This is a genomic window from Chryseobacterium cheonjiense, assembly GCF_012927265.1.
Classification (GTDB): Bacteria; Bacteroidota; Bacteroidia; order Flavobacteriales; family Weeksellaceae; genus Chryseobacterium; species Chryseobacterium cheonjiense.
The window spans coordinates 1,676,548-1,691,089 of record NZ_JABBGF010000001.1; the positions used below are offsets into that span (position 1 = coordinate 1,676,548).

The 14,542-nt window shown below is 37.6% G+C and carries 10 protein-coding genes; 7 read left to right on the plus strand and 3 right to left on the minus strand.

Features of this window, described 5'->3' with window-relative positions; translation table 11 throughout:
* Nucleotides 1-84: 84 nt before the first annotated feature.
* The 3 genes from HHL20_RS07550 to HHL20_RS07560 form a co-directional block, all read right to left on the minus strand.
* A complete protein-coding gene (locus tag HHL20_RS07550) occupies nt 85-1,545 on the minus strand; it encodes an LptF/LptG family permease (protein ID WP_169230541.1) in 1,461 nt (486 codons plus the stop codon).
* A gap of 140 nt (nt 1,546-1,685) precedes the next feature.
* Complete coding sequence (locus HHL20_RS07555) at nt 1,686-2,333, minus strand: LolA family protein (protein ID WP_169230542.1); 648 nt, start codon at nt 2,331-2,333, stop codon at nt 1,686-1,688.
* A gap of 183 nt (nt 2,334-2,516) precedes the next feature.
* Entirely contained in the window at nt 2,517-5,024 is a 2,508-nt protein-coding gene (locus tag HHL20_RS07560; RefSeq protein ID WP_169230543.1) for an FtsK/SpoIIIE family DNA translocase, read from the minus strand.
* Between the two features lie 421 nt (nt 5,025-5,445).
* On the opposite strand from HHL20_RS07560, the gene ccsA reads away from it, so the two are divergent.
* From ccsA to HHL20_RS07595, 7 genes are all read left to right on the plus strand, one after another.
* On the plus strand, nt 5,446-8,700 hold the full coding sequence (gene ccsA / locus HHL20_RS07565) for a cytochrome c biogenesis protein (RefSeq protein WP_169230544.1): 3,255 nt from the start codon (nt 5,446-5,448) through the stop codon (nt 8,698-8,700).
* A gap of 224 nt (nt 8,701-8,924) precedes the next feature.
* A complete protein-coding gene (locus HHL20_RS07570; RefSeq protein WP_169230545.1) occupies nt 8,925-9,791 on the plus strand; it encodes an SPFH domain-containing protein in 867 nt (288 codons plus the stop codon).
* A gap of 111 nt (nt 9,792-9,902) precedes the next feature.
* On the plus strand, nt 9,903-10,091 hold the full coding sequence (locus HHL20_RS07575) for an Arc family DNA binding domain-containing protein (RefSeq protein WP_169230546.1): 189 nt from the start codon (nt 9,903-9,905) through the stop codon (nt 10,089-10,091).
* A gap of 327 nt (nt 10,092-10,418) precedes the next feature.
* Nucleotides 10,419-11,969 carry an L-piperidine-6-carboxylate dehydrogenase gene (gene amaB / locus HHL20_RS07580; RefSeq protein WP_169230547.1) on the plus strand — a complete coding sequence of 517 codons (1,551 nt, stop codon included), beginning with the start codon at nt 10,419-10,421 and terminating at the stop codon, nt 11,967-11,969.
* Nucleotides 11,970-12,084: 115 nt separating this feature from the next.
* The gene (gene lat, locus HHL20_RS07585) at nt 12,085-13,407 is read left to right on the plus strand and encodes an L-lysine 6-transaminase (protein ID WP_169230548.1); all 1,323 of its coding nucleotides are present in this window, start codon (nt 12,085-12,087) and stop codon (nt 13,405-13,407) included.
* 61 nt (nt 13,408-13,468) lie between these two features.
* Nucleotides 13,469-13,699, plus strand: a complete 231-nt coding sequence (locus HHL20_RS07590) for a DUF2007 domain-containing protein (RefSeq protein WP_169230549.1) — start codon at nt 13,469-13,471, stop codon at nt 13,697-13,699.
* A 262-nt stretch (nt 13,700-13,961) separates the two neighbouring features.
* Complete coding sequence (locus tag HHL20_RS07595) at nt 13,962-14,474, plus strand: GNAT family N-acetyltransferase (RefSeq protein WP_169230550.1); 513 nt, start codon at nt 13,962-13,964, stop codon at nt 14,472-14,474.
* The last annotated feature ends 68 nt before the right edge of the window (nt 14,475-14,542 follow it).

A 14,542-nucleotide genomic window follows, 5' to 3' on the forward strand; every position in this document is an offset into this window, starting at 1 on the left:
AAAAACATGCTATGAATCTTACAGTTTTCCTAAAACTATTTATTGCTCGTTATAAAAAAAGTTCCGGAAATTTCCGGAACTTTTTTACTGATATCTTTTATGCTCTTCTTTTTTGACGAATAGTTTCGTGACAGGTTTAAAGAATGCTTTGTATTTCTCCGCATCAAACAGCTGCGAATCCGTAAGCGCTTTATAAGTCATCCATATTCCGAAAGGGAACAAAACGATATTCGGAATCCATGCCGCGAGATAAGGATTTATCTTTCCGGACCAGGCCATGTTCTCTGTACCTACATTGATCACATAAAATATAATAAAAATAACGATGGCAATAATCACCGGAAGCCCCATACCTCCCTTTCTGATGATAGACCCGAGACTTGCCCCGATCAGGAAGAAAATAATACAGGTAAATGAATAGGTCACGATTCTTTGCTGATAAATCACCACTTTACCGTAATATTTCACCATAGGATCAATTTCATTATTTTTGGATTCTGTGGTCGTTTTAAGATTCTCAAGCCTGCTGTAAGCATTATTGATGATTTCCAGCTTTTTATCATTTTTTAAGGTATCGAGCTTTAAAAGCTGTTTGGGTTTTGCCTTCGATCTGTTCTGCTTAGTATCCATGTAGGTTATTACCGAATTGGTCTGGTTCAGAACATCGTTGTTAATATTTGTAAAAAACTTATTGTTATCCTTTTTGGTCTGATCAATTGTTTTATTAAGCTGATTGAAAGTCTGAAAACGATAATCATCCGTAATTTTTTCTTCTTCAATAGCTTTGTTGATGATTTCACTTACGTCGAAATGTGATGTCAGTGAATCAAATTTTATGGCCTGATCCGGCTGTTTCAGACGCACGTTTTCTGCTTTTCCGGCAAAATTATCTTCATATACATACCCGTTATACAGAATAAGTTTCAGATAATTTCTGTTTGCGGCAGGTACAAATTTTCCTTTTTCTGCTACAATTGACTGCTGATTATCATAAGCTGTTGCTTTTTTATGAATAAAAACGCCATCGATATTTTCTCCGTTTTCACCGGTTATCTTATCAAATTTCACCATATATCCGGGAATCTGATCGATAAACTGTCCCGGCGTAAAATTAAGCGCAGGCTTGGTCTGGGCAATATTGAAGAGCATATTCTTCGCCTTCCTTTGAAAATCCGGAATAATATTATTGGAAAAAAAATAAAGCATGACCGAAAGAACAACCGTTACGCCTAATAATGGAAGCATCACTCTTGTAAGCGAGATACCTGCCGCTTTCATGGCTGCAAGCTCATACCGTTCCCCGAATTCCCCGAAGGACATTATACTTGCCAGAAGAATAGTTAACGGCAATACCATACTGATAACGCTTACTCCCAGATAAAAAAGAAGTTTAAGAATTTGAAAGGTACTGAGCCCTTTTCCCATAAACTGTCCCAGCTGAACCCAGATGATATTCACAATAAATATGAAAAACAGCACGCTGAATATAAAGAAAAACGGTCCGAAGAAAGTTTTTATGATATATCGGTCTAGTATTTTTAACATCTGCCAAAATTAATGAAAAAGCCACAAAGTTTCCTTTGCAGCTTTTATATTTTATGAAATTTTTATAATCTCTAAAACTGTTTGCCTGTAACATTGTAATCCAAGGGCTAAAAAGCAATTTCAGTTTTTCAGATTGACTGTTAAAGTTCGGTGATCAGGTAATTTTTGTATTTGTTCTTGTCGAAAACAAACATTCCCGCATCCAGATCCTGATTTTCTTTATATTCTTTAATAGCGATTACGGCAACGTCTTTATTGTTTCCGTGCTGTTCAAGTTTTACCATCTGTTTTTTTACGGGATCTACAAAAAGATAAACGTGCTGTATTCCGTTAGATTTTACCGGTGTCAGTTTTATAAAATCGGTACTTACGCCGTTTACATTTTTCTTACCATTATAGGTTACGTTATAATCATTTCTATAGGTCGAAAGATAATTGATAGGGGAGAACATCGAGCCGCTTCCGTTGGGTTTTGCAACCGTTACTTCCATGTCTTCCGTATTGATATTATATATTTTATTGCCGTCGAAGATCTGTTCCGTTTCCATGATCTTCAGTTTGTACTTATCTCCGGCTGCATAATAAATTCCCGGTTCAGTTTTGGTAACCTGACCATTGGTCCCCGTTCCGAAGGAAAATTTAAAATAAGAATTCTTCTTAGAATTATAGTTTGCCGTGATATCATCCAGTATTTTTTTAGCCTTCGCATCAATTTTCTGAGCATTGGCAGTTGCTACTGCGCCCACAACCATACTGCTTACTATAATTTTTGAAATAATGTTTTTCATTTTTATTTAAATCTTTAATCTTTAGACTTCCTTTACTGTTAAAAGTTAAACCCTGTAGGGCTTTTAACTGCGCAGATCTTCCAAAAACTGTTCCAAAGGATATTGTTTATTATCCTAAGCTGCTTTGCGAAATATTATTAGACAGAAATAATCTAAATATTTAACGAACAGTTTACAAAGAATCTAGCCTTTTAAATCATCCAAAAACTGTTCAAGGGAGTGAAGATCACTAATCAGGACTTCTCTTGCTTTAGCCCCGTTAAATCCGCCTACAATTCCGCTTGCTTCCAGCTGGTCCATAATTCTTCCGGCCCTGTTGTAACCCAGTTTTAATTGTCTTTGAAGCATAGAGGTGGAACCCTGTTGCGTAGAAACGATAATTCTTGCTGCTTCCTCAAACAAAGCATCTTTCTCATTAGGATCAAAAGCGCCAACAGTACTTGCAGAATCTTCGGAAACATATTCAGGAAGGACGAATGCGGAAGCATAACCTTTCTGCTCTCCAATGTATTCAGCCAGTCTTTCTACTTCCGGAGTATCTACAAAAGCACACTGAAGCCTTAAAATTTCATTTCCGTTAAAATAAAGCATATCTCCTTTACCGATCAATTGATCTGCTCCCGGAGAATCCAGGATTGTTCTGGAATCGACACTTGATATTACTCTGAAAGCCGCTCTTGCAGGGAAGTTGGCCTTAATCATACCCGTAATTACGTTTACAGACGGCCTTTGCGTAGCAACAATTAAGTGAATTCCTACTGCTCTGGCAAGCTGCGCCAATCTCGCAATCGGAAGTTCAACTTCTTTTCCGGCAGTCATGATAAGGTCTGCAAACTCGTCAACCACCAGAACAATGTATGGTAAGTAACGGTGACCGTTTTCAGGATTCAGTTTTCTTTCCGAGAATTTTTTATTGTATTCTTTTAAATTTTTACAGAATGCATTCTTCAGCAAATCGTATCTTGTATCCATCTCAATACAAAGAGAATTCAGGGTATTGATTACTTTATTGGTATCGGTGATAATAGCTTCTTCCGCATCTGGAAGTTTTGCAAGGTAGTGTCTTTCTATTTTAGAATATAATGAAAGTTCCACCTTTTTAGGGTCTACCATTACAAATTTCAGTTCACTCGGATGCTTCTTATATAAAAGTGAGGTAAGAATTGCGTTAATACCTACGGATTTTCCCTGTCCCGTTGCACCTGCCATTAAGAGGTGAGGCATTTTGGAAAGGTCTGCCATGAAAATTTCATTGGAGATCGTTTTTCCGAATACTACCGGAAGATCCATATCCGTATTCTGGAATTTCTGGGATGCGATAACCGAACGCATGGAAACCATGGTAGGATTTTTTCGTGGAACTTCAATCCCGATGGTTCCTTTACCCGGCATCGGAGCAATAATACGGATTCCCAAAGCGGAAAGATTCAGGGCAATATCATCCTGAAGTTTTTTTATCGCCGCAACACGGATTCCCGCTTCGGGCACAATTTCGTACAAAGTTACTGTCGGACCAATCGTTGCTTTAATTTCAGCAATTCCTACGTTAAAGTTTTTCAGCAGTCCTACAATTTTATTTTTGTTTTCTTCTAATTCTTCTTTATTAATGGAGATTTCTTCGTTTCCGTAATCCTTAAGAAGATCAACAGTCGGCATCTGGAAATTGGCAAGATCCAGCTTATGATCATAAAGCCCGTGCTTTTGTACCAGTTCCTGTGACTTCCTGTCGGAATCATCAAGAATATCAATTACAGGGGCAACTTCCACCTTAAACTTTATATCGTCTTCAGCTGCAACTTTCGCAGAAGTCACCGGAGTCACATCAAACGCCTGTTCCGGGCTCGGCATAGGAACCGATGGCTTCGGATTAAGGTCAACATGTAATGGTTGTGAAAACTCATTTTTATCCTCTTCAAAAGAAGTCTTGTTGGGCGTTACGATAGTTTCTGCCTGCGGAACAACAGATTCACGTTCAGCTTTAGGCTTTACCGCTTCTGTAACAGTAATTTTTGAAGGTGTGATTTCAGCGTTTTCGGCTTCCTCAATAAGTTCATCATCTGCTTCGAAATTTTCATCGGAGTTCGGCATCATGGATTTTACCCTTCCGATAGTATTTTCATTAAGATCATTCAGCCTAGATTTAATGGAACTCGGACGGAGATTAAATTCTAAGATGAAATACAAACCAATACTTGAAATTAAAACCAGCCAAAGACCATAAGAACCAATAATAGCATTCAGTGAATCCATAATCTGGTAGCCGTACACGCCGCTCAAAACGCCCTGTCCTTTTGTAATAGCCCCAAATAAGATTGGGAGCCAGCAAATAAAGAAAAGAGAATGCCCTACTGTTTTCCAGGGTTTGAACATTTTCTTTTTAAGAATAATGGTTCCGAAGACTAAAAATAAAAAGGCTATTATAAATGAAGCCACCCCGATACTTTCGAAAATAAAAATATTTCCGAGCCAGTCGCCAAGTTTTCCGAAAAGGTTGGAGGACTTAATGCTTTTGTCCAGCATGGTTCCGGCCTGGCTTTGGTCCGCCTTCCAATTCATCAGGTATGAAACGAATGAAAAGGTGAGAACGACGGAAAAAAGAATGAAGGTAAGGCCGAAGAATACCCGCGGCTTCGATAAAAATCTGCCTTTTTCAGGCAATTCCTGTTGTTTTTTTTGTGTGTTTTTATCCATAATGTATTGTGGCAAATTTAATGTTTTTCAACATTAAAAGCGGTGTCTTATGAGGAAGAATATTTTTATTTATTTAATGGAAAATTATTAAGCTTATTCACGGTTTTAAGAGACTAAAATATTTAAAATAATTCAAATCTAATTTAAATATTTCATCTGCATTTTCTAAATACAGAAAAAAGCTCCGAACAGGTTTTTAGCAGATACCACGCCTTAATTTAAGCAAACATCTTATCAACCAGGAAAAATTCATTATATCTTAAAAGATAATATTTAATTATTAGATTTTTATCATTCGAAATAAAATTATTAAGAACTATTAAAAATAAGACTTATCTGCCTTAAAGTGATAAAAAACAGCTTTTTTTAACGGCATTGTAGTTTATCATCCTTATTTTTGCCTATCAAGTATATATATATCATGAAGAAGCTCCAGGATATTCTTATCTCGACCAGAACAATGGCTGTGTTGTTACTGGTGTACGCATTTGCGATGGCATATGCAACGTTCTTAGAAAACGACTACGGAACTCCCACAGCAAAAGCATTAATTTACGAAGCAAAATGGTTTGAACTCATTATGGTTCTGCTTATTCTTAATTTCATAGGAAATATCGGAAGATACAGGCTATGGAAAAGAGAAAAATGGCCGGTACTGGTTTTTCACCTTGCATTCGTACTTATTTTCGTTGGTGGCGCTATTACACGGTACATCAGTTTTGAGGGTACGATGCACATCCGCGAAGGCGAAACCTCCAATGAAATCGTAACTGATAAAAACTTCCTGAAAATTCAGATTGAAGAAAAAGGTGATATCCTGAATTATCAGGATATTCCGTATTTAATGTCTCCGTTACACAAAGATTTGCAGGCGACGTATGATTTTCATGGAAAAGAAGTGAAAGTTGTTGCCAAAGAGTATGTTCAGCGAAAAAAAGACAGCCTCGTAGCTGATCAGAATGGCGCCGAATATCTTCACCTGGTATCAACAGGACAAACCGGAAGACAGAATATCTTCATCAAGCCTGGCGAAACAAAATCGATCAACGGAACGTTAGTTACTTTCAACAGAGCCATTGAAGGAGCTGTAGAGTTTAAAAACGAAGGCGGGAAATTATTCATCAAAACACCTGTTGATGCAAGCTATATGACCATGGCAACGCAGGCAACGGGAAATACAAAGAAAGATGAATTTCAGCCATTGGCTTTACGAAGCTTATATTCAATTAACGAATTGAAATTAGTTGTTCCTGAAGGTCTTAAAAAAGGAAAATTAATGGCAATTGAAGGCGACAGAAAAAAAGATCAGGCCGTTCCTGACATGCTCACTGTTGAAATTCAGGGTCCGAAAACAAAGCAGCTGGTAGACCTTTCGGTTGAAAAAGGAAATCCGAATGCCTACAAACAGGTAACGATGGACGGATTGAATATCATGATCGGTTTCGGTCCTAAAATATACAATACGCCTTTCTCACTTAAACTCGATGATTTCGTAATGGAAACATATCCGGGAAGCTCATCTCCAAGTGCTTATGAAAGTCATATTAAAATTATTGACGAAGGTAAACAGACACCTTTTAAAATCTATATGAACCATGTGCTTAATCATAAAGGTTACCGCTTTTTCCAGTCAAGTTTCGATCCCGACAGAATGGGGACGGTACTTTCTGTAAACCACGATTTCTGGGGAACCCTGATCTCTTATATCGGATACACGTTCTTATTTGGCGGAATGTTCTTTATGTTCTTCTGGAAAGGAACTCATTTCTGGAAACTTAATAAAATGCTGAAAGATGTCAACAAGAAAAGGGTAGTAACCGTATTATTATTACTGTTAAGTTTCGGGCTGAATGCCCAAAAAATAGAAACCCACGGTACTACTGACGGCAGTAGGGAACACATCCACACAGAGGGAGAACAGCACAATCATGATGCTGAAGTTGCTCCGTCCCAATCAGGTTCTGCAGCTCCTTCCGGATCTCATACAAAAATCAGAAGCGTTTCTGCTGATGAAATCATCGCACAAAACAAAATCAGTGCAGAACATGCCGATAAATTCGGGTATCTTCTCGTTCAGAATTTTGAAGGAAGAATTGTTCCTCTCAATACACAGGCACTGGATGTTTTAAGAAAGCTTTACAAAAGAGATGAATTTAAAGGGACTGATGGAAAATCACTTTCTGCTAACCAATGGTTTTTATCAATCAATACAAATCCTGATAACTGGATTGCTGTTCCTTTAATAAAAGTAGGAACAAAAGGCGGAGACGCCCTGAAAGAAAAAACAAAAGCAGATGAGGACGGATATACGAGTCTATTAAATCTTATTCCTTCTGATGCCAACGGAAATCTTCATTATGTATTGGAAAAAGATTATAACACAGCCTTCCGTAAAAAAGCTTCCGAGCAGACCAATTATGATAAAGAGGTAATTGCCGTTAATGAAAGAGTACAGGTATTCCAAGAAATATTCTCAGGACAGTTTATGAGAATTGTTCCTGTGAAAAACGATCCTAATCATACATGGCATTCTTGGCTAAACCAAAAATTTGAACCAGATACAGAATCCCAGCAGGTAATGGGACCGTATCTTGCGGAAGTTCTTGTTGCCCAACAAACCGGTGACTGGAAAAGAGCGGATGCAGAGCTTACAAAGCTTTCTGATTATCAGCAGAAATGGGGTAAAGCGGTAGTGCCTGCCAAGTCCAAAGTTGAGCTTGAAGTTTTCATGAATAAGGTGAATATTAATTTTAAATTATTGATTTTCTACACGATCATTGGCGGACTTCTTTTACTATTGGGATTTGTAGAATTATTCAAACCTAATAAAGTTTTAAACAAAACCATAAAAGCGATTATTGTAATCGGAGCTGTAGGATATTTCTTCCATTTCCTTGGACTGGTGGCAAGATGGTATATTTCCGGACACGCACCGTGGAGTAACGGTTACGAAGCTATTATTTTTATTTCATGGGTAGGAATTACTGCAGGATTGTTACTGTACAGAAATTCAAACGCCTTGATTCCTGCTGCCGGATTTATGGTTGCGGTTATCATGATGGGATTTGCGCACGGCGGTTCTGCACTTGATCCGCAGATCACACCGCTGGTTCCGGTACTGAAATCATACTGGCTGATTGTACACGTAGCCATTATTACATCCAGCTACGGATTCTTTGCCCTGTCGATGATTATTGCCGTGATCAGTCTTGTATTTTATATTATTTCAAATAAAGAAACTTACAAATTACACCACGATACAACTTTAAAAGAACTGGTAATTGTTTCTGAAATGTCTTTAACAATAGGTTTATTTGCATTAACGGTAGGAAACTTCCTGGGAGGAATCTGGGCCAATGAATCGTGGGGAAGATACTGGAGCTGGGACCCGAAAGAAACCTGGGCTTTCATTTCCATTATGGTGTATGCATTTGTACTTCACATGAGATTGGTTCCGGGATTAAGAAGCAGATGGGCATTCCATGTGGCAACAATGTTTGCCTTCTGTTCGATGGTAATGACGTATTTCGGGGTAAATTATTACCTGAGCGGACTTCATTCATACGCAGCAGGAGATCCTGTACCGGTTCCGGCATGGGTGTACATCGGACTTGGAACAATGGCACTTTTATCAGCCGCTTCTTATTACAAGTTTAGAATCTTAAATAAAAAATAAGTTTAAAATTTATTATCCATACAATCCCTGAAATTAATTTTTCAGGGATTTTTCGTGCTGAATATTTAACGGTATAGGAAACTGAAGCGTTAAGAAAATTAAAATTTCAATTCTTGAATTTGTGTTTCTTTCAAGTCAAAATAAATTTTAAAATAAATAATTTTGATGAAAAAAAAGCCATATCTTTATGATATCAAAATAATATCAAACTAAAAATTTATATCATGGAAAAAATCTTGAAACCGATGTCCGGTTACCTCACTTTGGTGATCTGCCTCGGACTTTTTATTGCTTCAATTTACCTTTTTGCAATCGGAGTTGACAATAACATTACATTGGTTGTCCTTTCGGCACTGGCGTTTATCCTGTTTTGTTTTTTTCTGAAAGGCCTGATGATCATTCAGCCGAACCATTCGAGAGTGCTGAACTTTTTCGGGAAATATGTAGGCACCGTAAAAGACAATGGCTTGTTTTTTATCAATCCCTTATATTCATCCCAGAAAATAAGTCTTCGTTCTGAAAATTTACAGGGACAAACCCTGAAAGTCAACGACAAAATGGGAAATCCTATTGAGATTGCTGTTGTTATCGTCTGGAAAGTAGGAGATACCTACAAAGCCGCTTTCGATGTCGAGCGGTATTCAGATTTTGTGAAAATGCAGAGTGAAGCTGCGGTACGTCATCTGGCGATGAGCTTTCCTTATGACAATCTGGAAGACGATCATGCCCCGATCACGTTGAGAGAAGGTGGAGATAAAATCAATGCTATCCTTGAGCAGGAACTTACGGAAAGACTTTCAAAAGCAGGGATTACCATCCAGGAAGCGAGAATTTCTCACTTAGCGTATGCATCAGAGATTGCAGGAGCCATGCTTCAAAGACAGCAGGCTACAGCAATAGTTGCGGCGAGAACCAAAATTGTGGAAGGAGCAGTAGGTATGGTAGATTTAGCTTTAAAAAAATTATCAGAAGAAAATATTGTGGAGCTGGACGACGAAAGAAAAGCAGCTATGGTAAGCAATTTAATGGTGGTTCTTTGTGGCGAAAAAGCCGCAACACCAATTCTAAATGCAGGAACATTGTATAATTAAGTCAAGGCTAAGTAATATTTATATTATCAATATTATTCTGACCGAAGCATTCTTACAAAGATATTTTCAATCATATTAAATCTTGTTTGCTTAACGTTAAATGAAATAAAAATGAAATCAGAAAAAGCTCAGAATTCTTCCGAAAGCAAAGGCAAAAAATCTTTTGTCCTCAGGATAGATGAGTCTACTTACAAGCTTCTTGAAAAATGGTCCAATGATGAGTTCAGAAGTGTAAACGGACAGATTGAGTTTTTGCTTCATCAGAGTTTACTTAATTCCGGAAGAAAGAAGAAAGAGTAAAATAATACATTACACAAAAGCAGAGAAATTTCTCTGCTTTTTATTTTATACAACTTTGAAGCGTATCTGCCCCAAAGTAAAAGATAACCAGCCAAATCAGCCCTTTTATGGTAAAGAATGCTAATCCCGCCCAGCCTACACGTTTAAACCATTTCTTAAACTTTGAGTTATTTTCCTGAGAGCTTTCCATTTCTGAATATCAAAAGATTACCATACAAAGATAAGCATGTTTATAATTAGTCCAAATAAAAAACCCGTTAAAAAAATTTAAATTTTGCAGTTCGCGTAATATTTTTAACTTTAGGGAAAACGAAAAGTAAAATTTTTATGTCTAAAAAAGTAAAAGATTTTGGGATTGAAAAAACGCTCAAAAATCTAGGAATTAAGGATGAAAATAAAGGAACTTCAACAGGCGGAAAATACTTTGCATCAGGGAAAACCATAGAAAGCTATTCTCCGGTAGACGGAAATCTTATTGCCAAAGTAAAAACTTCAGGAGAATCCGATTACGACAAAGTTCTTGAAACTGCACAAAATGCATTTAAGGAATTCAGGCTCATTCCCGCTCCTAAAAGAGGGGAAATCGTAAGGCAGCTTGGCCAGAAACTAAGACAATACAAAAACGATCTCGGAAAACTTGTTTCTTATGAAATGGGAAAATCACTACAGGAGGGTCTTGGTGAAGTTCAGGAAATGATCGACATCTGCGATTTTGCCGTAGGCGTTTCACGACAGCTTCACGGTTACACGATGCATTCCGAAAGACCGGGACACAGAATGTACGAACAGTACCATCCGCTGGGAATTGTAGGGATTATTACCGCTTTTAATTTCCCGGTAGCCGTATGGTCGTGGAACACTGCTTTAGCTTGGATCTGCGGAAACGTTACCATCTGGAAACCATCAGAAAAGACGCCGCTTTGTGCCGTTGCCTGCCAGAATATCATGAATGAAGTTTTAAAGGAAAATAACCTTCCCGAAGGAATTTCAAGCGTTTTGGTTGCAGATCATGAAATCGGACAGAAACTGGTAGACGACAAAAGAGTAGCCCTTATATCATTTACAGGTTCAACAAGAGTAGGAAGAATGGTTTCTGCAAATGTTGCCCAAAGATTCGGGAAATCGATTCTTGAATTAGGAGGAAATAATGCTATTATTATTTCTCAGGATGCCGATATTAATATGTCAATCATCGGAGCTGTTTTCGGAGCAGTGGGTACAGCCGGACAAAGATGTACTTCCACAAGAAGATTGATTATCCACGAAAGTGTTTATGATGAAGTGAAAAATCGTTTGGTAAAAGCATACGGACAACTTAAGATCGGAAATCCTCTTGACGAAAGCAATCATGTAGGACCTCTTATTGATACAGATGCCGTAAACATGTACCAGGAAGCTATTAAAAAAGGTAAAAAAGAAGGTGCAAAATTCATTGTGGAAGGAGAAGTACTGAAAGGAAAAGGCTACGAATCCGGATGTTATGTAAAACCATGTATCGCAGAGGTAAAAAACTCTTACGAAATCGTGCAGCATGAGACTTTTGCCCCTATCTTATATCTTATCAAATACAAGACATTAGAAGAAGCGATTGCCATTCAGAATGATGTTCCGCAAGGTTTATCATCTGCAATCATGACACAGAATTTAAGAGAGGCAGAATTATTCCTTTCCCATGCAGGTTCAGACTGTGGTATTGCCAATGTAAACATCGGAACTTCAGGTGCGGAGATCGGTGGCGCATTCGGTGGAGAAAAAGAAACCGGCGGCGGAAGAGAATCCGGTTCAGATGTCTGGAAATATTACATGAGAAGACAGACGAATACCATCAATTATACAGCAAGCCTTCCTTTAGCACAGGGAATTAAGTTTGACCTTTAATTATTAAAACATTAAGAAATTCAGAGATTTAAAAATTAAAAATTGTCAACTTTTAAATAATCTCTTTGTTTCAACATCATTAATTTATTATTAATCCCCCCTAAGATTAATTAAAATGGAAACAATTGACTTACAAGTAAACAAAGTAAAAGAAACAGTAGGAAAACACGTTCTGGCAGACGGATTCGATTTCGTCATGGACATCGAAAAATCGCACGGATCATGGCTTTACGATAAACTTACCAACAAAGAATATCTGGATATGTTTTCCATGTTTGCATCAGCATCCATAGGCTACAATCATCCTTATCTGGTGGAAAAATCCGCATGGCTGGGAAAAATGGCCGTCAACAAACCTACATTGGCCGATGTATATTCTGAAGAATATGCTCACTTCCTTGAAGTTTTTGAAAGGGTAGTAATCCCCGAAGAGCTACAGTATGCTTTCTTCATAGAAGGCGGTGCACTGGCTGTTGAAAATGCCATGAAGGCATGTTTCGACTGGAAAACCCGTAAGAATTTTGAAAAAGGTCTTGATACAGAAGCTGGAATATGCATTCATTTCAGACAGGCTTTTCACGGAAGAAGCGGTTACACATTGAGCCTTACCAATACTGCTGACCCTAGAAAATATCAGTATTTCCCAATGTTCGAATGGCCAAGAATCCTGAATCCTAAACTTTCTTTCCCAATAACGGAAGAAAACCTGGAGGAAACCATCAAGAATGAAAGACTTGCTTTATTAAATATTGAAGAAGCAATTTTGATGAACCCGAATAAAGTGGCCTGCATCATCATCGAGCCCATCCAGGCAGAAGGTGGAGACAATCATTTCAGAGACGAATTTTTATCCGGATTACGAAGAATATGCGACGAAAATGAGATCCTTCTTATTTTTGATGAAGTGCAGACAGGCATCGGAATTACCGGAAAAATGTGGGCATTTCAGCACTTTACCGCCAAACCGGATATTATCTCTTTCGGTAAAAAGACACAGGTTTGCGGTATTTTGGCCAATAAAGAAAAATTTGATGAAGTTCCTCAGAATGTTTTCAGGGAAAGTTCCAGAATCAATTCTACATTTGGCGGCAATTTTATCGATATGCTCCGTTTCCAGCTGGTGATGGAAGTTATCGAAAAGGAAAATCTTGTGGAACATGCAAGAGTCGTAGGCGATTTCTTGCTTGAAGGCCTGAAAAGCCTTTCCGAGAAATATCCTGAAAAATTATCAAATGCAAGAGGAAGAGGATTAATGTGTGCTATCGACCTTGCTACTCATGAGCAGAGAAACAACCTTAGAGACGAGCTTTGGAATGACGGAATGATCGTTCTGTCATGCGGAGATTTGTCGTTGCGTTTCAGACCGCACCTGAATGTCAGCAAAGAAGAAATACAGCTTGCGCTGGATAAAATAGAAAATAACATCCATAAAATTTAAATAACGGATTTGTAATTTTAAAAAAAATGTCATAAATTTAGATACTCAAACGTAACAGAACATGGAAAGAAGTACAAGAGTATCAGTTTTTGAAAGTGACAAACCTGCAGAAATTCAGCTGATTAAATCAAAACTGGATGATGCAAACATTACCAATGCCGTAGAAAACAGCTATCTTACTTTCACAACTACGCCAACGGCAACATCGCTGAAAGTAATGGTAAAACTGGAGGACGAGAAAAAAGCATTTGAAGTAATTGATGCTTATCTCCAGCAAAATGAAAATCAATAAAACAATTTCATAATTTTAAATTTTACTACTTCGAACCGAAAATTAATTTCAATTAGTTTTCGGTTTTTTTTAGGTTAAAGTTCATTTTATATTTATCCATACTTATCCTGATCGTAAATAAATATAATCATAATTAATAAACCTTTAGTCGAGCAATGTCATGCTGAGCTTTTAAAAGCATCACCCGGCTTTAAAAATCTTTTAAGATAGATGCATTTTAAATTTAACCGAATCAACCTTTATAATTAAATTTTTCACAATAATGAATTCAGAAACCCAATTAAGAAAAGCGGAAATTGCAGACAGAGATGTTATCTGGGACATTTTACAGCAAGCAATAGAAAGAAGAAGAAAAGACGGGAGTGACCAATGGCAACAGGGCTATCCCAATATCAATACCGTGGAAAGTGATATAGAAAAAGGATTTGGATATGTCATGACCGTAGAGGGAGAAATTGCAGTGTACGCAGCACTTATCTTAAATGATGAACCGGCTTACAGTACGATTGAGGGAGCCTGGCTGAGCAACGGAGAATTTGTTGTGGTCCACAGAGTAGCAGTGGATGAAAAATTTGCCGGACAGGGAATGACCAAAAAACTGTTTGACCATATTGAAGAATTTACAAAATCTCATGGAATTCAGAGCATTAAAGTAGATACCAATTTCGATAACATGGCCATGCTTAAAATCCTGGAAAGCAAAGGCTACACCTATTGCGGAGAAGTTTATCTGGCGGGTGGAATCAGAAAAGCATTTGAGAAGATTATTATTTAGCATAAAAGTTAAATCCAACTTCATTGATTTTTTAAAAAAAGTAAAATTTATAAACTCTATCAGCTTTG